Here is a 19,598-nt window from a genome sequence, read left to right as displayed (position 1 = left end):
CGCAACGAAGAGGAATGACATGAAGAAATGGCAGTGTGTGGTATGTGGCTATATTTACGATGAAGTGGCGGGCGATCCAGACGAAGGCTTGGCCCCGGGTACACGTTGGGAAGATGTTCCCGAAGATTGGCTATGCCCCGACTGTGGGGTAGGAAAAACCGACTTTGAAATGATCGAAGTCCTGTAAAGCCGCCGTACTAGCCGTCGGAATTTGCCCGAAATAACCGTAATAAAGCCGTTTGTAGCACTGGCGCGGGTGCGCTGGGCGTGCCATTCTCGATGCGTTAGCCGTGGATAGGGGTCCACGCGCACATCTGGCACGGGTACACCCGGCCGGCCATAAAAACAAAAATCGCGAAGAGGCATCATTCATGCGCAAACCTGAACTCGCCCAGGCTATCGCCGACCGGGCCGACATTACGAAAGACGAAGCCAACCGTGTGCTGAACGTGCTGCTTGAGCAAATTACTCAAGCGGTCAACGAGGGCAACGTTACCCTTGTGGGCTTTGGTACCTTCGAGAAACGCCATCGTGGCGCCCGTACGGGCAAAAACCCGCAAACCGGTGAGCCGGTGAAGATCCGCGCAAGCAATACCGTGGCGTTCAAGCCTGGCAAGAACCTGCGCGAGAGTATTGGCTAGGCATTATTGCCAGCGCTGTCGCGGGACGAAGGCCGGGTTTGGCACCCCGGCCCATGCGACACGTCAGAGGGTTTACCCTTGCCCGAACTGCTGTGCCAGCTCACGTAGCAGCTGTTCAGCATTCAATACCTTGGTGACCACATCATCCGCCTTCTCGCGGGTAATGCTCAGCCGCGCCAATAGCGCTTCGGGAATCTCTTCTTCCACCTCGAAACCTTTGCCACGGGTACGCAACAAGCGCACGGCCAGGCACACCAGGTTGGCATACACAGCATGCTCACCCTCGTAGGTGGCGTCATTCTGATATTGCAAGGCCGTGACGAGTTCGTCTGGCATGTCCCAATGCCTCATCAGCCAAGCCCCTACCTGCTCGCGGCTGATCCCCAGCAAGTGGTGTTCAACGTAGGCATGAGGCAGGTGCGGATTGACCTCAAGATGACGGCACACCAGCGAAAAATGTGGCGGGAAGACATGCGCCAGTAGCAGGTAACCGAAGTTGTGCAGCAAGCCACCCAGATAAGTAAGGCCCGCCTCAGGGCGCTCGGCACGCGGCATGGCACGGGTAAGGCCTTCAACCACAGCAGCGGTATACAACGACTGCTGCCAATAGGGCGTGGCATGCTGCGGTTTGTCTTTGGGCAAGGTGAGGGTTTTACCCAAGGCCAGGCCTAGAGCCAAGTTGATTACCAGGTCGAAACCCAGCACCCGCACAATGGCATCTTCTACGGAGCGGATCTTGCCAACCGAGCCGTAATAAGGCGATGCAGCCCAGCTCACGACCTGCGCGGCCAGCGCGGGGTCAGTTTCCACCACGCCGGTCACATCGTCAGTGCTGGCATCCGGGTCTACCCGTAGCTTGATGATCTTCTGCGCGGTGGTCGCCAGGGGCGGGATCTCGATGGTGTCCTCAAGGCGCTGCTGGATACGCCGCGCAGTAAACGCCTGCACACCCTTGGAGATGACACTCAAGGAACCTGATAGCGGCTGCACCGTTGGCTTGCTGACGTCTTCGCCAAACCGGGCCGAGCTGGCATTGGCCAAGGCCTTGCGGAACTGGTCCTGGTCGGTGGAGATTTCCAGCAGAATGCCCGGTTGACCCGAAGCGACCAGCACGTACTCGATGTCCAGCAGGCGCTCGTCATAGACGCAGGGCGCGCTGACAGCCAGGGGAATACCGGGCAACTCGCCCAGGTTCAGGGGGCGCAGCAGCCTTGTGAGCTTCTCAAGCGGCACGGCAGTCAGCGTACGGCCATAGATCTCGGCTAGGCGCGTGAGGTCCAGCAGTTGGTCCTTGCGCAGCAGCACCAGAAGCAGGCCAACCGCATCTCCCAGCAGAACCGCCTGCACCTGCCGGGCGGGGTTGAGCAGCGGTGAGTCAGTCACCTCGCGGTAGCCGATGCCATGGGTACGCAGTAACTGCTGGATGGCATCGGGAGCGTGCGGTGTTGCTACTTCCAGGGCAACTTCAGTCATGGCTGTATCCGAACGTGTACAAAGCCGCAGTATACCCGTCTAGGGAAAATTCGCAGGCAGATTAAGAAAGGCGCCTCACACTTGGCCGTATTGCTGCCCGTGCCGCAGCCAGCGTTCAAGTAGGGGTGTCACGTGGTCAGGCCAGCGTAGGATCAGCTGCTGCGCGGCTTCACGTACCGCAGGCAGCAAATGCGCATCTCGCATCAGGTCCGCCACTTTGAACTGTAGCAGGCCAGTTTGCCGTGTACCGAGCATTTCGCCAGGGCCCCGCAGCTCCAGGTCTTTCTCGGCAATCACGAAGCCATCGTTGGTTTCACGCATGATACCCAGGCGTTCACGGCCGATGAAGGAAAGGGGGGGGTGATACAGCAATACGCAATGGCTGGCTGCACTGCCACGGCCTACGCGGCCGCGTAACTGGTGCAGTTGTGCCAGGCCCAGGCGCTCGGGGTTTTCAATGATCATCAGGCTGGCGTTGGGCACGTCGACCCCCACTTCAATTACAGTGGTGGCCACCAGCAGTTGCAGTTCGCCCTGCTTGAATCGCGCCATGACGTCGGCTTTTTCTACCGGTTTCATTCGGCCGTGTACCAGCCCTACCCGCAGTTCACCCAAGGCGCTGGTAAGCTCTTCGAAGGTGGTCTCTGCGGCCTGGCAGGTCAGCTCTTCAGACTCTTCGATCAGCGTACACACCCAATAAGCCTGGCGCCCCTCGGCGCAGGCAGCGCGCACGCGTTCGACCACTTCAATACGGCGACTGTCCGCCACCAGCACCGTGTTGACCGGGGTACGGCCGGGCGGCAGTTCGTCGAGCACAGACGTGTCCAGGTCGGCGTAGGCACTCATGGCCAACGTCCGCGGGATGGGTGTAGCGGTCATGATCAGCTGATGCGGGCATAAACGACCTTCCACGCCCTTCTGTCTCAAGGCCAGGCGCTGCTGCACACCGAAACGGTGCTGCTCGTCGATGATTGCCAGCGCCAGGCGGCTGAAACAGACCTCAGGCTGGAACAGCGCATGCGTACCCACCACCATGGGTGCGCCGCCGGCGATACGCTCCAGCGCAGCCTGTCGCACCTTGCCCTTGAGCTTGCCAGCCAACCAAGCCACTTCAATTCCCAATGGCTCGAACCAGCGCTGGAAGTTGAGGTAATGCTGCTCAGCGAGGATTTCGGTGGGGGCCATCAAGGCAACCTGGTAGCCCGCTTCAATGGCCTGCAGGGCCGCCAGCGCTGCCACTACCGTTTTGCCTGCACCCACATCGCCCTGCACCAGGCGCAGCATGGGTGCGTTCTGGCTGAGGTCGTAGCTGATCTCTTTGCCAACACGTTGCTGAGCACCCGTGGGCGCAAAGCCCAGGTTCGCCAGGTAACGCGCCGGCAGGGTTCGAGGAAGGGGAAGGGGTGGCGCCTGCTGGGCGCGAACGCTTTCTCGAAGCCGCTGCTGCGACAATTGATGGGTAAGCAGTTCTTCGAAGATCAGGCGCTCCTGCGCCCAGTGATGACCCAAGGCCAATTCATCCACATCGGCATCGGCAGGGGGCTGATGCAGGTAGCGAATGGCATCTGCCAATGCACCGAGGTGATGTGCCTTTGCCACTTCATCAGGCAGCCAGTCGGGTAGGCTGCGAGGGCCCAGCATGGCCAGGCTTTGAACACACAGCTGGCGCAGGCGTTGCTGAGTCAGGCCTTCGGTCGATGGGTAGATGGGCGTGAGGGTCTGTTCGACCGGGGCCGGCTCGTCTTCGATCAGCGCGCGGTACTCGGGATGGTAGATCTCCAGCCCCGAGGCGCCGGGCCGGGCTTCGCCATAGCAGCGTACGGCGGTCCCTCGCTTGAGGGCTTCCTTCTGCGCATTGCTGAAGTGATAGAAGCGCAGGCTCACCACGCCTGTGTCATCGCCCAGGCGCACCAGCAGGCTACGCCGCTTGCCCATCATGACATCGGCCCCGCGCACCGTGCCTTCAATGACGGCGTCCTGGCCAGGGCGCAGGCTGCCGATAGGGATTACCCGGGTTCGGTCCTGATAGCGCAGGGGCAGGTGGAACAGTACGTCTTGTACGGTTTCAAGGCCTACCTTGGCGAGCTTTTCCGCCATGGCATCGCCTACGCCCTTGAGTGCCGTAACTGGCACACCGGCCAGTTCGGTCATACAGAGGCTTTAGCAGGTGGGTTGGGTGCCTTGGCCACTGAGCACAGGCGAATCGAGTCGGCCAGTATTTCAATAGCCTTGGGCCGCGGGAAGCTTGCACGCCAGGCGATGGCCACCGTGCGGAAAGGTGCGGGTGCCGTCATGGGCCGTACTTCGATCACCCCTGGTGCATAGTGGTGGCTATGGACCGCCGAGAGAGGAAGTACTGATACGCCCAGCCCCGAAGCAACCATGTGGCGAATGGTTTCCAGCGAGCTGGATTCCACCGTGGTATGCCTGGCCGCTTCTGCACCTTTGCCCATGGTTGGGCAGGCTTCGAGCACTTGGTCTCGGAAGCAGTGGCCTTCACCCAGTAGCAACAGGCTTTTATCGTTAAGCAGAGCCGAGTCGATGGTTTCCTTGCGTGTCCACGGGTGGTCACTGGGCATCAGCACTTGGAAAGGCTCATCGTACAGTGGCAGCGTCAGCACATCGGCTTCGTTGAACGGCAGGGCTACAATCACCGCATCCAACTCACCGTTACGCAGCTTGTCGCGCAGCAGGTGGGTGAAGTTTTCTTCGATGTACAGCGGCATCTGCGGGGCAACCCGGTGCAGCTGTGGAATAAGGTGTGGGAACAGGTAAGGCCCTACGGTATAGATAGCCCCTACTTTCAATGGCGCAGTGAGCTGGTTCTTGCCTGCCTGCGCCAGTTCACGAATGCCTTGGGCCTGCTCAAGCACCTTTTGTGCCTGGGCCACGATGCTTTCGCCCACGGGTGTGAGCCGGACGGCGCTCTTGCTGCGCTCGAAGATCAGCACGCCTAGTTCGTCTTCGAGTTTTTTCACCCCGACCGATAACGTAGGCTGGCTCACATGGCAGCGCTCAGCCGCATGGCCGAAGTGCTGCTCCTGCGCGAGCGTGACAATGTAGCGTAGTTCTGTAAGGGTCATAACGGGCGTCCATGAGGTTGCCGCTCCAGCATAGCGGCTGCCGTCGATAGACGCACGTTATCGAACGCTTAAGCGTGCAACAAAATACGTTTATTTCGTAAGTGTGAAATTGAACGGTGCCTTGAGCTTTACCGTGCCATTGATCAATTGGCTTGCGGGCGGTACCGGCAGCGGCTGGGCACGGCTTACCGCACGCAGGGCTGCACGGTCCAGAAGGCTGCTGCCAGAGCTGGTTAAAACGCTAGAATCCAGCACGCGGCCTTGGGCGTCCATGGTGAATTCCACTACCACTGTACCCGTGGTCCCACGGGCGCGTGCTGGCGGAGGGTACTCCTTGAAGCGCTGCAAGCGGGCCATGATCTCGCCTTGCCAGCTTGGTGCTGCATTGGCAGGAGGGGGCGGTGGCGCAGGCGGCGCAGCAGGCGCCTTGGCAGGTGCAGGCGGAGCGGCCGCTGCAGGCTGCTCCACTGGCGCTTCCTTGGGTGGCTGCGGTTGTGGCTTAGGCTGCGGCTTAGGCGGTTGGGGCTTGGGTTTAGGCTTGGGCTTGGGCACTTCGATCACAGGCTTAGGCGCCTCCACGAGCTTGGGCAGTGGCGGCTCCTCAACCGGCGCAGGCGGCTGTACCACGGGAGGCGGCAATGGCTGGGGCTCGGGCAACGGCGCTAGCTCCATCATCATTGCGGGTGGTGGCAGCGGTGCAGGCGAGGGTGGGCTTTTCCAGTTCAAGGCAACAGCGATAGCCGCTGCATGTACGGCCAGTACCAGCAGCAGGCTACCGCCATACCGCGTGAATTCCGGTAGGGGGCGACTGGTGGCGATCATTGCTTGCCTGCCGTCTCAAGCCCTACCAGGCCCACCTTCAGGTAGCCGGCGCCGCGCAGGGCGTCCATGACTTCCATCAAGTCGCCGTAATCCACGCCTTTGTCAGCCTGGAAGAAAATCGTAGTGTCCTTTTTTCCATGGGTACGGGCATCGAGCACCTGGCCCAACGCGGCGCGGTCCACGGCATCGTCACCCAGGTACAGTTGCTTATCCGCCTTCACACTTAGGAACACTGGCTTCTCAGGCCGGGGCGAGGGCTTGGCCGTTGAGGCAGGCAAGTCGACCTTGATATCTACAGTGGCTAAGGGTGCGGCGACCATAAAGATGATGAGCAGAACCAGCATCACGTCGATAAAGGGCGTAACGTTGATTTCGTGGTTTTCGGCGAGCTCGTCAGCGCCTTCCTTCAGGTGCAGGCCCATGCTTAACCCACTTTGACCATGGTATGAGGCTGGCTTGCACGTTCGGCAGGCTGGTGGTCCAGGTCACGGCTTACCAGCAGCAGTACCTGAGCACTGGCGTCGGCAACCTGCGCTTTGTAACCCGTGATAGAGCGGGCGAACACGTTATAGATCACTACCGCGGGAATGGCCGCCACCAGGCCCAATGCCGTTGCCAACAACGCTTCGGCAATACCAGGCGCGACCACTGCAAGGTTGGTGGTCTGGGTTTTAGCGATGCCGATGAAGCTGTTCATGATGCCCCACACCGTGCCGAACAAACCTACGAAGGGTGCAGTCGAACCGATGGTCGCCAGTACGCCAGTGCCGCTGCTCATCTTGCGGCCGCAGGCGGCGACAAGGCGCTCCAGGCGGAAGCTGACGCGCTCCTTGATGCCATCCTTGTCACGCGCCTGTGCAGACAGCTGCAATTCTTCCATTGCATCCTGTACCAGCAGATGCGCTAGGGTGCCAGGATGGTTGGTGGCATCGCCTGCAGCCTTGAGGGTGGGCGCGCGCTTTAGTACGTCGATTTCGCGGCGCAGGCGGCGCTTGGCGCCCAGTACTTCCAGGCCTTTGGCGACCCATAGTGTCCAGGTAATGATGGAGGCGAGGGCGAGGCCGATCATGACAGCCTTCACCACAATGTCGGCGTTCTGGTACATGCCCCAGGGCGATAGGTCGTGGCCAAGGTTCAATGACGTATCGGCCACGTCTGGCGCACCCTCAGCAAGAACCGGGGTATCCGTGGCCGGTGCCTCGGTCGTAGCTGGGGTCGTCAGGGTGGCGGGGGGGGACGATGCCGTAAGCGTGTCAGCGAACGCTATCGGCGTTGCCAGGCTTGCAAGCAGGACGGCGAGGGTAGCCCACGCACGTGGCACCAGGCGTACCGTGGAAAGCGAAGTGGATAGCAGAGTAGAAGTCATGCTGGCTGAACCCGAATAATGTAGGTGGCAGTCCATGCAGGCAGAGGGGCGCCGGGACAAAGAATGCGGCATTATTGCAAGTAATTCTTAATAGCAGAAGCATTTGCGTCGGATTTTTCATATGGGCGGGTGTATAGGCCCTTTATTGAGGTAACCATGAGCATTCCCCAAGTAGTTATTGCCGGTTGCGGTGACGTAGGCAGCCGCCTTGCACTGCAGCTTCAGCAGGCCGGCTGGCGAGTGACGGGCATACGCCGCAATCCGGCACGTTTGCCACAGGGTGTGGCGGGGCTTGGCGCCGATTTCAACGATTCTCGTTGCCCAGCGGGGTGGGAAACGCTTGCCCCGGACTACCTTGTCTATGCCGTAGCGGCCGACCAGCACGATGAGGCGGGGTATCGCCGTGCATACATTGACGGGTTAGCTAATGTAATGAGGTGGATCAGGCAGCATGGGCAAGCGCCACGGCGGCTGGTGTTCGTATCCAGCAGCAGTGTCTATGGGCAGACAAACGGCGATTGGGTAACCGAAACATCGCCCACTGAACCGGCAGGCTATTCAGGTGCAGTAATGCTGGAAGCCGAAGCGCTGGCGCACGCCAGCTCAACGCCTGCGACGGTGGTAAGGCTGACAGGCATCTACGGCCCTGGGCGGGAGCGGCTGATCAACCAGGCAAGGCAAGGCTATTACGCCGAGCAAGAGCCGCCCCAGTACGGCAACCGAATCCATGCCGACGATGCTGCTGGCCTCATTGCCCATCTGTTGCGCCAGGATTGGGCCGGCGTACCCCTCGCGGGCTGCTACCTGGGCGTGGACGACGCCCCGGCAGCCTTGCACGAGGTGCTGGCGTGGTTAAGAGAACGGGTGGGTGTACACGCAGAGCTGCAGCAGGCGCCGTTGCGCCGGACGGGCAGCAAACGATGCAGTAATGCCTTGGCAAGAGGCACGGGGTGGGTGCCTCGTTATCCTACCTACCGTGAGGGGTATGCCACGCTTGTTGATGCGTGAACCGGTTAGCGCGTAAGCCGCCACGCCACTGCACCAGGTCGCAGGCTAGGCATCTCGCCTTCCGCCGCCTGGTTGGCGGCCTGGTAGATATCCAGCTGATGATCGGTACGCTGAAGAATATAAGCGGCACCCTGGTCGCGGCCCTGGAGCCAGATGCTGTCGAACGCGCCGCTCATGGCCGCGCAGTCACCGCCCAGGCACAAAGCATAGCGGTCGATGCCTTCCAGGCCTTCAACGTGCCCATCCGGCAGGAAGCGAACAGCAGTACCTAATCCGCTACCCTCGCTAACCGTCCAGTTACCGCCCATATAGGCAGCATAAAGCTGGTGTTCGAATGCCCCACCCGGTGGCAGCGCAGCCTGAGCAGGTTCGGGCCGTGTAAAGCGTTGCTCGGCTGCAGTGTCACTGGCGCTCTGAACAAGCTCTTTGCCTTCGAGCGCAAGGTTTTCGGCACCATTACCGTAGAAGTCGACACGCCACTCGCCTTTTCCTGTGGTAGCAAGGACGCCCTCAGCCACCTCGAAGCCATTGGTGGAGGTGGCCTTGCTGGCGGCCGAGTCGATCTGCCATTCCAGTGTAGGCCCCATGCCGAGCAGGGCCTGGCGAAGGTTACCGCCTTTGAGGGCAGCTTCTATTGCATTTTCGTTCACCCATACGCCACTTGCGTCAACAGGGTGGCTCGCACAGCCAGCGAGCAGCGTCGCCATCACGGGGATCGCCAGAAACAGGGTGCGCATGGAGAGTCCTTGCAGATAAGCGCGGCGGCTTGAAGGCGCGCCGCCAGGGGTCATTCCAGAACCAGAATGGCGTCCATTTCAACCTGCGAGCCTTTGGGCAACGCGGCAACGCCAATGGCGGCGCGGGCAGGGTAGGGTTGCTGGAAATAGCGGCCCATGACTTCGTTCACCGTAGCGAAATTGCTCAGGTCGGTCAGGAAGATATTGAGCTTTACGATATCTTTGAACGAACCGCCTGCTGCTTCCGCCACGGACTTGAGGTTCTCGAACACCTGTACGGTCTGCGCCTCGAAGCCTTCAACCAGCTCCATGGTGGTTGGGTCCAGTGGGATCTGCCCGGACATGTACACGGTATTCCCGGCCTTGATGGCTTGGGAGTAGGTGCCGATGGCTGCTGGGGCTTTGTCACTATGGATGACACTTTTGGACATCAAGGTTTCCTCGTATGAATTAGGCACGCATGCGAGTGATACGGATCACTCCAATAAGCGCACGCAATTTGCGAATCACACGGGCCAGGTGAACCCGATCATGAACGCTGACGACCAGTTGGACCACGCTTGTGCGACCATCGCGCTCGTCCATGCTGATCTTTTCAATATTGCCGTCCGCAGCATTCACGCTGCTGGCCAGCAAGGCAATCAGGCCGCGCTGGTGTTCCAGCTCCACGCGCAGTTCGACATTGAACTCCCCGCTGACATCCTTGGCCCAGGCCAGTTGTATGCACTTCTCGGGGTTGTGCCGCACTTCACTGATATTGCGACAGTTCTCCAAGTGGACGACCATCCCTTTGCCTGCAGACAAGTGGCCAACGATGGGGTCGCCGGGTATAGGCGTACAGCACTTGGCATAGCTCAGCACCAGGCCTTCGGTGCCCCGAATGGCCAATGGGTTTTCGTGGCTAGGCGAGGCCTCGCCTTCCGAAGCGAGCATTCGCCGCGCGACTACGTAGGCCATGCGGTTGCCCAGGCCAATCTCTTCGAGCAGGTCTTCGACTACATCAAGGCGGTACTCAGCCAGCAAATGCTGAATACGGTCGGCCGGTACGTGCTCCAGCGAGGCATCGAAGCTGTTCAACACCTTGTTCAGCAGCCGCTCGCCCAGGTTTACAGACTCTGACCGGCGTTGCAGCTTGAGCGCATGGCGTATATGCGTGCGTGCCTTGCCTGTAACCACGAAGTTGAGCCAGGCGGGGTTGGGCCGGGCGCCGGGTGCGCTGACGATTTCCACAGTAGACCCGCTTTGCAGCGGCTCGGACAGCGGTGCCAGGCGACGGTTGATCCGGCAAGCGATGCAACTGTTACCCACATCAGTATGCACAGCGTAGGCAAAGTCCACCGCCGTAGAGCCCTTAGGCAGCTCCATGATCTTGCCCTTGGGCGTGAACACATAGACCTCGTCCGGGAACAGGTCGATCTTCACACTTTCAATGAATTCCAGGGAGTTGCCTGCGCGCTGCTGCAGCTCCAGAACACCTTTTACCCACTGGCGCGCCCGTGCATGAGTACCTTTGGGCAACTCCTCGTTGTCGGACTTGTACAGCCAGTGCGCGGCAATACCGTTGTTGGCCATCTCCTCCATTTCCCGCGTTCGGATCTGGATTTCAATGGGCACGCCATGCATCCCGAACAAGGTGGTATGCAGGGACTGATAGCCGTTGGCTTTGGGAATGGCGATGTAATCCTTGAAGCGGCCTGGCAACGGTTTGTACAGATTGTGCACGGCGCCCAATACGCGGTAGCAGGTGTCCACCTTGTCTACCACGATGCGGAACGCATAGACGTCCATGATTTCATTGAAGGCGCGCCGCTTGCCGCGCATCTTCTTGTAGATACCGTAAAGGTGCTTCTGGCGCCCGCTCACGTCTCCTTCGATACCGTCCACGGCCAGGCAGTTGGCCAGGGAACTCTCGATCTTGTTGACGAGCTCCTTGCGGTTGCCGCGGGCACGCTTCACAGCCTGGTGGATACGCTCGGAGCGCATGGGGTGCATGGCCTTGAAACCCAGGTCTTCGAATTCCACGCGCACGTTGTGCATGCCCAGCCGGTTGGCAATGGGGGCGTAGATTTCCAGGGTTTCCTTGGCAATGCGTCGGCGCTTTTCACCAGAGAGCACTTCAAGCGTGCGCATGTTATGCAAGCGGTCAGCGAGCTTTACCAGAATCACGCGAATATCTCGCGCCATGGCCATGGCCATTTTCTGGAAGTTCTCGGCCTGCGCCTCTGCCTTGGTTTCGAAGTTCATCTGGGTCAGCTTGCTGACACCGTCGACCAATTCGGCCACAGTATCGCCAAACTGCGCGCAGAGCGCTTCCTTGGCGATACCTGTGTCTTCGATCACGTCATGCAGCATGGCCGCCATCAAGCTTTGATGGTCCATGTGCATGTCGGCAAGGATATTGGCCACCGCAAGAGGATGGGTGACGTAAGGCTCTCCGCTACGGCGGCGCTGACCGTCGTGAGCCTGTTCGGCGTAGTAGTACGCCCGGCGGACCAGGTTGACCTGGTCGTTACCGAGATAGTCCGACAACCGCTGGGCGAGAACGTCTATGCCTGGCAAGGAGGAACCTCCCGCCAGCAAGGCGCTATCGCCCAAACAGGTCGACAGGGCATACCCTTAAACGGCCTCGTTGGCCTCGTCTTCGAATGCGGTAAACAGCGGCTCTTCATCAACGATCTCTGCCTCGGCGATTACGTCGTAATCTATCAGGCCAGCAGCAATTTCGCGCAGGGCGACCACGGTAGGCTTGTCGTTTTCCCAACCTACCTTGGGCTCCTTGCCACCGGTTGCCAGCTGACGGGAGCGCTTGGTGGCGAGCATGACCAGCTCGAAGCGATTATCGACATGTTCAAGGCAGTCTTCAACGGTCACGCGGGCCATGGTGTTCCTCGTTACAAATACAGTGAGCCCCCGCATAAGCGGGTGAGCGGACTCGGTAGTTTAGAAAAACGCTAGCCTTAATGGAAGGGCTAGCGCTATGTCAGCCGGTATTTCCCTGGCCGTTGGTCAGCCGCGCTCGGCCAGCAGGCCCTGCAGCAGCTGCGCATGGCGCGTATTCTGCAGTGGCTGGGACAGGCGATTGGCGCGGAATATGGCTTTTAAATCAGACAAGGCTGTGGCGAAATCATCGTTGATGACCAGGTAGTCATACTCCACATAGTGGCGCATTTCGTTGACAGCCTCGCGCATCCGCCCCTCGATGATGTCATCACTGTCGGTGCCGCGGTTGGTCAGCCGCTGGAACAGGGCTTCCTGGGACGGCGGAAGAATGAAGATGGAGCGTGTGCCAGGAATCAGCTTGCGAACCTGTTCACCACCTTGCCAATCGATTTCCAGGATCAGGTCCTGGCCTGCATCCAGCGTCTGCTGAAGGCTGCTCATGGAGGTGCCATAGAGGTTGCCGAACACCTCAGCCTGCTCCAGGAAGTCCCCATGCTCGATCATTGCCAGGAAGGTGTCTCGGTCCACGAAGTGATAGTTCACGCCGTTCACCTCGCCGGGGCGCATGGCGCGCGTGGTGTGGGACACGGACACGCAGATGCCAGCGTCGGCGTCGATCAATGCGTTGACCAGGCTGGTTTTGCCAGCGCCGGAAGGCGCGGAAACGATGTACAGGGTGCCGGGTGTTGGTTTCATCAAAATAGCCTACTCAATGTTCTGTACTTGTTCGCGCATTTGTTCGATCAGCACTTTCAGGTTTACCGCAGCCTGGGTGCTGCGCGGGTCGAAAGCCTTGGAGCCCAGGGTGTTGGCCTCACGGTTGAGTTCCTGCATCAGAAAATCCAGGCGGCGGCCCGAGGCGCCGGGGCTGGCCAGCACACGACGCACTTCCTGCACATGGGTGGAAAGGCGATCCAGCTCCTCGGCCACGTCGCTTTTCTGTGCAAGCAGTACCATCTCCTGTTCGAGGCGGGCGGGGTCCAGTTCGGCCCGCATTTCGGCAAAGCGATCGAGGATCTTCTGCCGCTGGGTGGCCAGCATGTGCGGTACCTGCTCACGCAGGGCTGTAATGTCTTGGGCCATGGCATCTAGCCGATCGTTGATCAGCCTGGCCAGCTCGGCACCTTCGCGTGCTCGCCCAGCTTTCATTTCTTCCAGCCCTTCGCTGAACAGCGCCAACGCACTCGCCTGCAGCGCCTGGGTGTCCATGGGCTGGCTGGCAAGTACACCCGGCCACGCCAGAACGTGAAGCGGGTCAATAGGCGCCGGCTGCGCTATCAATGCAGCCACGGCTTCTGCAGCCTGGATCAACTCCCGGGCACGGTCTTTGTTCAGTTGCGGTGCGTGGGTAAACGTTTCTTCGTTCAGGCGAAGCGTACACTCTACTTTTCCGCGCGACAGGCCGGTGCGCAACGCCTCGCGCACGGCGCTTTCAAGCTCGCGAAAGGCATCTGGCAGGCGCAAGTGCGGCTCGAGGTAGCGATGGTTGACCGAACGCAGTTCCCAGGACAAGGTGCCCTGTGCACTGGCGCGCTCAACGCGGGCAAAGGCGGTCATGCTGTGGGCCATGGGCGCGAACCTCGTAGGGGCAGGTCGCCTGCAGGCGACAATAAAGGCGCAAGAGTGTACCTCAAGCACGCGCTGCTCCCAATGCACGGCGATGGTGCAACCCCGGCCCGTGTGTCGGTTTTGGTGTTTTAAATACCGGCACTGGCACTACGGCTTTATACTGTCGGGCAGTTTTTCAATCCGTACAGGTAAGCCAGATGAAACGTCCAAGTGGTCGCGCCGCCGATCAGCTTCGCCCGATCCGCATCACCCGCAACTACACCAAGCATGCTGAAGGCTCGGTGCTGGTGGAATTTGGTGATACCCGGGTGATCTGTACCGTCAGTGTCGAAAGCGGCGTGCCGCGCTTCCTCAAAGGGCAAGGGCAGGGCTGGCTTACGGCCGAATACGGCATGTTGCCGCGGGCCACGGGCGAGCGTAACCAGCGTGAAGCCAGCCGCGGCAAGCAAGGTGGCCGTACCTTGGAAATCCAGCGTTTGATCGGCCGTTCGCTGCGCGCTGCTCTGGACATGTCCAAGCTAGGCGATATCACGCTGTATGTGGATTGCGATGTGATTCAGGCCGATGGGGGAACGCGTACCGCCTCCATCACGGGCGCCATGGTTGCGCTGGTGGACGCGCTGAAGGTGATCAAGAAGCGCGGTGGGCTCAAGGGTGGTGACCCGATCAAGCAGATGATCGCGGCTGTGTCAGTGGGCATGTACCAGGGCGAACCGGTGCTGGACCTGGATTACCTTGAGGATTCGGCGGCTGAAACGGACCTAAACGTGGTAATGACCAGCGGCGGCGGGTTTATCGAGGTACAGGGAACAGCCGAAGGTGCACCGTTCCAGCCTGAAGAGCTCAATGCCATGCTGGCCCTGGCGCGTCAGGGTATGACAGAGCTGTTCAGCGTGCAGCAAGCTGCGCTGGCCGACTGAAGCCATGGCTCCTGTGCAGGCGTGAATTTCGCCTGCAGCGGGGCGGCCTGGCTTAGGGCCTGGCTTAGATAGTCAGCGTCCAGTCGTAGTCGGCAATGAAAGGCGCATGCTGGGAGAAGCGCGGTTGGCGCGGTAGCCGTGCACTGCGCACGAAGCGGCGAAGCCCTGGCGTTAGCAGCTGGTAGTCGAAGCGCCACCCAAGGTTCAGCATCTCGGCCTGCTCACTGTCTGGCCACCAGCTGTACTGATCGCCTTCGCGGCTGACTTCGCGCAGGGCATCCACGTACCCCATGTTGCCAACGACCTCGTCCATCCAGGCCCGCTCAGGCGCCAGGAAGCCCGGCGACTGCTGGCTGTCACGCCAGTTCTTGATATCCAGCTTCTGCTGGGCCACATACAGCGAGCCGCAGTAGATGTATTCCCGGCGTTTGCGACGCTGTTTGTCCAGATACCGGGCGAAATCGTCCATCAGCTTGAATTTCTGATTCAATTCCTCATCGCCGCCTCGCCCCGAAGGGAACAGCAGGGTCGCGATGCTGACCTTGTCGAAGTCTGCCTGCAGGTAGCGGCCGAAGCGGTCTGATGACTCGATCCCCAGGCCGCTGATGATCGCCTTGGGTTGCAACCGGGAATACAGTGCAACGCCACCCTGCGCTGGCACTTCCGCGTCCGCTGCATACAGGAAGTAACCATCGAGCTGGTAGGCGGAGTCGTCCAGTTCGAACGCCGAAGCGCGTGTATCCTGCAAGCAGATCACGTCGGCGTTCTGGGCCTGCAACCAGCTGAGCAAGCCACGCTCCACAGCTGCCTGTATCCCATTGACGTTCACACTGATGATCCGCATAAATGGCCCCAAAAATCTCGTGCGTGTATGATACCCGAGGTCAAGTTATTTAGCTAAATCCGTGGTATTCAGGACTTTTACATGCAAGCCTACCAGCGTGACTTCATTCGTTTTGCCATCGAGCGGGGCGTACTGCGCTTCGGTGAGTTTACCCTGAAGTCCGGGCGCACCAGTCCTTACTTCTTCAATGCCGGCCTGTTCAATACCGGCTCTGCCCTGGCGCACCTTGGGCAGTGCTATGCCTCGGCCATCGTCAACAGTGGCCTGCGCTTCGATGTGTTGTTCGGCCCTGCCTACAAGGGCATCCCTCTGGCGTCGGCAACTGCCGTAGCCCTTGCAGACAAGCATGGCCAGGACGTGCCCTGGTGCTTCAACCGCAAGGAAGCCAAAGACCACGGGGAAGGCGGTAGCCTGGTGGGCGCCCCCCTCAAGGGCAATGTACTGATCATTGATGACGTGATCACCGCCGGTACGGCCATTCGTGAGGTCATGACCATCATCCAGGCAGAACAGGCACATGCCGCCGCCGTATTGATCGCACTCAACCGCCAGGAGCGCGGCAAGGGCGAATTGTCTGCCATTCAGGAAGTAGAGCGTGACTACGGTATTCCCGTGGTCAGCATCGTGTCCCTGGACCAGGTGCTCGAATACCTTGCCGAGGATGTGCAGCTCAAGCAGCATCTCCCGGCGGTCGAGGCCTACCGCGCTCAGTACGGTATCTGATCATGGCCCGCGGCCTGGCGGGGTATGCAGTGTGGCTGCTGCCATTGGCAGTGTTTGCTGCTCCGCCGGTCGCACCCGTTCAGCTCTATCGCTATACGGATGACAAGGGGGTGACCGTGCTGGACCGTCAAGGCGTGCCCCCGGAGTTCGTGTCCAAAGGTTACCAAGTGCTCAATGCTCAGGGGCGTGTGCTGCAAACCATTGCGCCCGCCTTGACCGCACAGGAGGCGCAGGCCGCCGCTGCCGCACAGGCGCAGGCGCAGGCAGACGCCAAGCTAAGAGCGCGGTACACAGGTGTGGATGATCTGGAGCGGACGCGGCAGCGTCAACTGGCAGAGGTTGATGGGCAAATTTCCGCGACCAATGGAAACCTGCAGACTTTGCAGGCTCAACAAGCTTCGCTGCAAGGTGAAGCGGCCAATCAGGAGCGCAATGGCCAGCCCGTGTCGCCCGTGGTATTGGATCGGCTTGAAGCGCTACGCCAGCAGCGGGCGGCATTGACCGATCAGGTGCAGCACTATCAGCAGATGAGAGCAGACATAGATCGTGCCTTCACTGCTGATCGCGCCAGGTTGCAACAGCTGATGGCGCCCTAGAGGCTTTGGCAGGGTGCGTGAGCTTGCCCCACGCCTGCCTTAGGGCGGTGTCAGTGCTGTTTCTGGTTGCTGATCAAGGTGCCCACGCCGCTGTCTGTAAAGATTTCCAGCAATACGGCATTGGGTACACGCCCATCGATAATATGCGACGTGGTCACGCCACCCTGTACGGCTTCCAGCGCACAGCGAATCTTGGGCAGCATGCCGCCATAGATTGTGCCGTCGGCGATCAGCTCGTCGACTTGCTGTGTGGTAAGGCCGGTCAGCACTTTGCCTTCCTTGTCCATCAAGCCAGCAATGTTGGTCAGCAGCATCAGCTTTTCAGCCTTTAGTGCTTCAGCCACCTTGCCAGCCACCAAGTCAGCATTGATGTTGTACGACTCACCGTCGGCACCCACGCCGATTGGGGCGATTACCGGAATGAAGTCGCCTTTCACCAGCATATTGAGCAGGTCGGTGTTTACGCCGCTGACTTCGCCTACCAGGCCGATATCGATGATTTCAGGCTTGTCCATGCCTGGGGTTTGGCGCGTCACCGTAAGCTTGCGCGCACGGATCAGCTCTGCGTCCTTGCCTGTGAGGCCAATAGCACTGCCACCGTGACGGTTGATCAGGTTGACGATGCTCTTGTTCACCTGCCCACCCAGCACCATCTCCACCACGTCCATGGTCTGCGCGTCGGTCACGCGCATGCCATCGACGAAGTGGCTTTCGATGCTCAAGCGCTTGAGCAGGTCCGCGATTTGCGGCCCGCCGCCATGCACGACCACCGGGTTGATGCCCACTGCTTTCATCAGCACAACATCGCGGGCAAAACCGGTTTTCAACTCCTCGCTTTCCATAGCGTTGCCGCCGTACTTGATCACCAATGTTTTACCGACGAAGCGTCGGATGTACGGCAAGGCTTCGGACAGTACCTTGGCGACATTGGTGGCAGCAGTGCGGTCGAGGGTCATGCAGGGCTCCTAGCAGTTAGAAAGGTATGTTCAGGTCAGGTGCGACACGCTTGAGTTGCTCGCGGAAAACAGCCTTGATGCGCTCCAGCTCGGCCTCGTCTTCGGCCTCGAAGCGCAGCACCAGCACAGGCGTAGTGTTGGATGCACGCACCAAGCCCCAGCCGTTGGGGTAGTCTACGCGCACACCGTCGATCTTGTTCAGGCTCGCCTCGCCCCACTGAGCGTCGCTGATCAGCGAGTCAATGATGGTGAACTTGGTTTCCTCTGTCACCTTGATATTGATCTCAGGCGTGGAAACGTCGTTCGGGAATTTGGCGAATACGGCCTCGGCCGTTTCTTTGGTCTGGCTGAGAATTTCCAGCAGGCGAGCGGCGCTGTAGATGCCGTCGTCAAAGCCAAACCAGCGTTCCTTGAAGAACACATGGCCGCTCATCTCGCCTGCCAGCAAGGCGCCGGTTTCTTTCATTTTTTTCTTGATCAGCGAGTGGCCGGTCTTGTACATGACCGGGCGGCCTTGGTAGCCCTCGATCAGTGCCTTCAGGCGGCGGCTGCATTTCACGTCATAGATGATGTCGGCGCCTGGGTTGCGCGAAAGCACGTCCTGGGCAAACAGCATCAACAGGCGGTCCGGGAACACCACGGTGCCTTCGTTGGTTACCACACCCACGCGGTCGGCATCGCCGTCGAACGCCAGGCCTAGGTCAGCGCCGGTTTCCTTGACCTTGGCAATCAGGTCTTCAAGGTTTTCCAGCTTGCCTGGGTCCGGGTGATGGTTGGGGAAGTTGCCATCCACGTCGCAGAACAGCGGGATCACTTCGCAATTGAGGTGCTCGATCAGCTGTGGTGCGATCACGCCGCCTACACCGTTGCCGCAGTCTACGACCACTTTCAGTTTGCGGGGTACGGCGATGTCTTTCTGAATGTAGGCATCGTAGTGGGTAAGGATGCCGACCTGCTTGATTGTGCCCTGGCCGCTGGCCAGGTCATTGTCACGAATACGCTCGTACAGCTTCTGAATCTGTTCATTGGCCAGTGTGTCGCCAGCAATGATGATTTTGAAACCGTTGTAATTGGCCGGGTTGTGGCTACCGGTGAGCATTACGCCGGAACCGGCCCGTGCCTTGATGCCAGTTTCCAGGTTCTCGAGGTCGATCGCGGCGGCAAAGTAGAGCGCCCCGGTAGGCACCATGCCTACATCGGTGACCTGGCAGCCGCTGTCGGCCACGCCTTGGATCAGCCGTTCAACCAGCTCCGGGCCGGACAGGCGGCCGTCGCGGCCTACCGACACATGGGGCTCGCCCTGGGCCAGGCTCTGCGTGCCAATGGCACGGCCTATCCAGTAGGCGGTGTCGGCAGTCAGGGTATCTGGCACGATGCCGCGAATGTCGTAAGCGCGGAAAATGCTAGCGGGGACGGCTTGTGCATTGCTGTTCATAGCGGGGGAGTGCTCCATTCGCAGAAAGTCCTGGTCGGCGTCGAGAATCCCGACACCAAGTACGTCAGTCTCTTGAAACGGCGGCCGCGCACCCTCCGGCTCGGCGGAGCGGTGGGGGTTGGCAACCGAGGCGCTGCGATTCGTAATACTGTTCGGGTCAGGCGCCGTTGGGGCGCCGGGATTGGTCTGACGGTCACGCAAAGAGAAGCGAGCCATGGCTTGAGCCAGCCCGTTCAATTCCGAGAGGCTCAAACTGAACGCTTTGACGGCTTTTCCGCCTGAGAGTTCGTGCAGCAGGTCGTTCAATTGTCGTGCATCGTCTCGCAAGCGCCCTCGCAGCCCGCGGACGACCATTACCAAGGCTACCCAGAACGCACCGGCCACGATCAGCAGGGCAGCCAGGGTTAGCACAATCGAGACCCACTGCAGGGGCGCATCGTAAGCGCTGCCGGGCGTGAAGCGAAGGGCCCAGTGGGGGTTGCCCA

General features: G+C 60.1%; 21 protein-coding genes. 6 read left to right on the top strand and 15 right to left on the bottom strand.

Annotated features, from left to right (window positions below; genetic code table 11):
• The first annotated feature begins 19 nt into the window (after positions 1-19).
• Together rd and HBH25_RS08535 are read left to right on the top strand one after the other, a co-directional pair.
• Entirely contained in the window at positions 20-187 is a 168-nt protein-coding gene (rd, locus tag HBH25_RS08540; protein ID WP_168083463.1) for a rubredoxin, read from the top strand.
• Between the two features lie 184 nt (positions 188-371).
• Positions 372-641 carry an HU family DNA-binding protein gene (locus HBH25_RS08535; RefSeq protein WP_168083462.1) on the top strand — a complete coding sequence of 90 codons (270 nt, stop codon included), beginning with the start codon at positions 372-374 and terminating at the stop codon, positions 639-641.
• Between the two features lie 72 nt (positions 642-713).
• On the opposite strand, the gene HBH25_RS08530 is transcribed toward HBH25_RS08535, so the two are convergent.
• From HBH25_RS08530 to exbB, 6 genes are all read right to left on the bottom strand, one after another.
• Positions 714-2,114: an aminoacyl-tRNA deacylase and HDOD domain-containing protein gene (locus HBH25_RS08530; protein ID WP_168083461.1), complete on the bottom strand. Its 1,401-nt coding sequence runs from the start codon at positions 2,112-2,114 to the stop codon at positions 714-716.
• 75 nt (positions 2,115-2,189) lie between these two features.
• Positions 2,190-4,265, bottom strand: coding sequence for an ATP-dependent DNA helicase RecG (recG, locus tag HBH25_RS08525; RefSeq protein ID WP_168083460.1), 2,076 nt, complete (start codon positions 4,263-4,265; stop codon positions 2,190-2,192).
• Positions 4,262-5,197 carry a hydrogen peroxide-inducible genes activator gene (locus HBH25_RS08520; protein ID WP_168083459.1) on the bottom strand — a complete coding sequence of 312 codons (936 nt, stop codon included), beginning with the start codon at positions 5,195-5,197 and terminating at the stop codon, positions 4,262-4,264. Before HBH25_RS08520 ends, recG begins: the two co-directional genes overlap by 4 nt.
• A 90-nt stretch (positions 5,198-5,287) precedes the next feature.
• Complete coding sequence (locus tag HBH25_RS08515; protein WP_168083458.1) at positions 5,288-6,019, bottom strand: energy transducer TonB family protein; 732 nt, start codon at positions 6,017-6,019, stop codon at positions 5,288-5,290.
• Positions 6,016-6,441 carry a TonB system transport protein ExbD gene (exbD, locus tag HBH25_RS08510; protein WP_168083457.1) on the bottom strand — a complete coding sequence of 142 codons (426 nt, stop codon included), beginning with the start codon at positions 6,439-6,441 and terminating at the stop codon, positions 6,016-6,018. Before exbD ends, HBH25_RS08515 begins: the two co-directional genes overlap by 4 nt.
• Before the next feature lie 2 nt (positions 6,442-6,443).
• Positions 6,444-7,385 carry a tonB-system energizer ExbB gene (gene exbB, locus HBH25_RS08505; RefSeq protein WP_168083456.1) on the bottom strand — a complete coding sequence of 314 codons (942 nt, stop codon included), beginning with the start codon at positions 7,383-7,385 and terminating at the stop codon, positions 6,444-6,446.
• 156 nt (positions 7,386-7,541) lie between these two features.
• On the opposite strand from exbB, the gene HBH25_RS08500 reads away from it, so the two are divergent.
• Positions 7,542-8,393 (top strand): NAD-dependent epimerase/dehydratase family protein, encoded by an 852-nt coding sequence (locus tag HBH25_RS08500; protein WP_168083455.1) that lies wholly within the window; start codon positions 7,542-7,544, stop codon positions 8,391-8,393.
• A 5-nt stretch (positions 8,394-8,398) separates the two neighbouring features.
• Here HBH25_RS08500 and HBH25_RS08495 read toward each other — a convergent pair whose 3' ends face one another.
• From HBH25_RS08495 to HBH25_RS08470, 6 genes are all read right to left on the bottom strand, one after another.
• Positions 8,399-9,130 (bottom strand): hypothetical protein, encoded by a 732-nt coding sequence (locus HBH25_RS08495; RefSeq protein ID WP_168083453.1) that lies wholly within the window; start codon positions 9,128-9,130, stop codon positions 8,399-8,401.
• 50 nt (positions 9,131-9,180) lie between these two features.
• On the bottom strand, positions 9,181-9,561 hold the full coding sequence (locus HBH25_RS08490; RefSeq protein WP_168083451.1) for a RidA family protein: 381 nt from the start codon (positions 9,559-9,561) through the stop codon (positions 9,181-9,183).
• Between the two features lie 19 nt (positions 9,562-9,580).
• Positions 9,581-11,689: a bifunctional GTP diphosphokinase/guanosine-3',5'-bis pyrophosphate 3'-pyrophosphohydrolase gene (spoT, locus tag HBH25_RS08485; protein WP_168083449.1), complete on the bottom strand. Its 2,109-nt coding sequence runs from the start codon at positions 11,687-11,689 to the stop codon at positions 9,581-9,583.
• A 57-nt stretch (positions 11,690-11,746) separates the two neighbouring features.
• Positions 11,747-12,010: a DNA-directed RNA polymerase subunit omega gene (gene rpoZ, locus HBH25_RS08480; protein WP_168083447.1), complete on the bottom strand. Its 264-nt coding sequence runs from the start codon at positions 12,008-12,010 to the stop codon at positions 11,747-11,749.
• A gap of 126 nt (positions 12,011-12,136) precedes the next feature.
• Complete coding sequence (gene gmk / locus HBH25_RS08475; RefSeq protein WP_168083445.1) at positions 12,137-12,766, bottom strand: guanylate kinase; 630 nt, start codon at positions 12,764-12,766, stop codon at positions 12,137-12,139.
• A 9-nt stretch (positions 12,767-12,775) separates the two neighbouring features.
• Positions 12,776-13,639 (bottom strand): YicC/YloC family endoribonuclease, encoded by an 864-nt coding sequence (locus tag HBH25_RS08470; protein ID WP_168083443.1) that lies wholly within the window; start codon positions 13,637-13,639, stop codon positions 12,776-12,778.
• A gap of 197 nt (positions 13,640-13,836) precedes the next feature.
• Between HBH25_RS08470 and rph the strand changes: the two genes are divergently transcribed.
• A complete protein-coding gene (gene rph / locus HBH25_RS08465; RefSeq protein ID WP_168083441.1) occupies positions 13,837-14,559 on the top strand; it encodes a ribonuclease PH in 723 nt (240 codons plus the stop codon).
• A 64-nt stretch (positions 14,560-14,623) separates the two neighbouring features.
• Here rph and HBH25_RS08460 read toward each other — a convergent pair whose 3' ends face one another.
• Positions 14,624-15,403 carry an exodeoxyribonuclease III gene (locus HBH25_RS08460; RefSeq protein WP_168083439.1) on the bottom strand — a complete coding sequence of 260 codons (780 nt, stop codon included), beginning with the start codon at positions 15,401-15,403 and terminating at the stop codon, positions 14,624-14,626.
• Positions 15,404-15,484: 81 nt separating this feature from the next.
• Between HBH25_RS08460 and pyrE the strand changes: the two genes are divergently transcribed.
• On the top strand, positions 15,485-16,126 hold the full coding sequence (pyrE, locus tag HBH25_RS08455; RefSeq protein ID WP_168083437.1) for an orotate phosphoribosyltransferase: 642 nt from the start codon (positions 15,485-15,487) through the stop codon (positions 16,124-16,126).
• Positions 16,127-16,128: 2 nt separating this feature from the next.
• A complete protein-coding gene (locus HBH25_RS08450; RefSeq protein WP_168083435.1) occupies positions 16,129-16,722 on the top strand; it encodes a DUF4124 domain-containing protein in 594 nt (197 codons plus the stop codon).
• Positions 16,723-16,772: 50 nt separating this feature from the next.
• Here HBH25_RS08450 and argB read toward each other — a convergent pair whose 3' ends face one another.
• Together argB and HBH25_RS23070 are read right to left on the bottom strand one after the other, a co-directional pair.
• Positions 16,773-17,678 carry an acetylglutamate kinase gene (gene argB / locus HBH25_RS08445; RefSeq protein WP_168083433.1) on the bottom strand — a complete coding sequence of 302 codons (906 nt, stop codon included), beginning with the start codon at positions 17,676-17,678 and terminating at the stop codon, positions 16,773-16,775.
• A gap of 16 nt (positions 17,679-17,694) precedes the next feature.
• Entirely contained in the window at positions 17,695-19,113 is a 1,419-nt protein-coding gene (locus HBH25_RS23070; protein WP_195755881.1) for a phosphomannomutase/phosphoglucomutase, read from the bottom strand.
• Positions 19,114-19,598: the final 485 nt, after the last annotated feature.

Source organism: Pseudomonas quercus (genome assembly GCF_012033695.1).
GTDB lineage: Bacteria > Pseudomonadota > Gammaproteobacteria > Pseudomonadales > Pseudomonadaceae > Aquipseudomonas > Aquipseudomonas quercus.
Note: the sequence above shows the minus strand (reverse complement) of the source record. Positions and strands in the feature narration are given on the sequence as shown.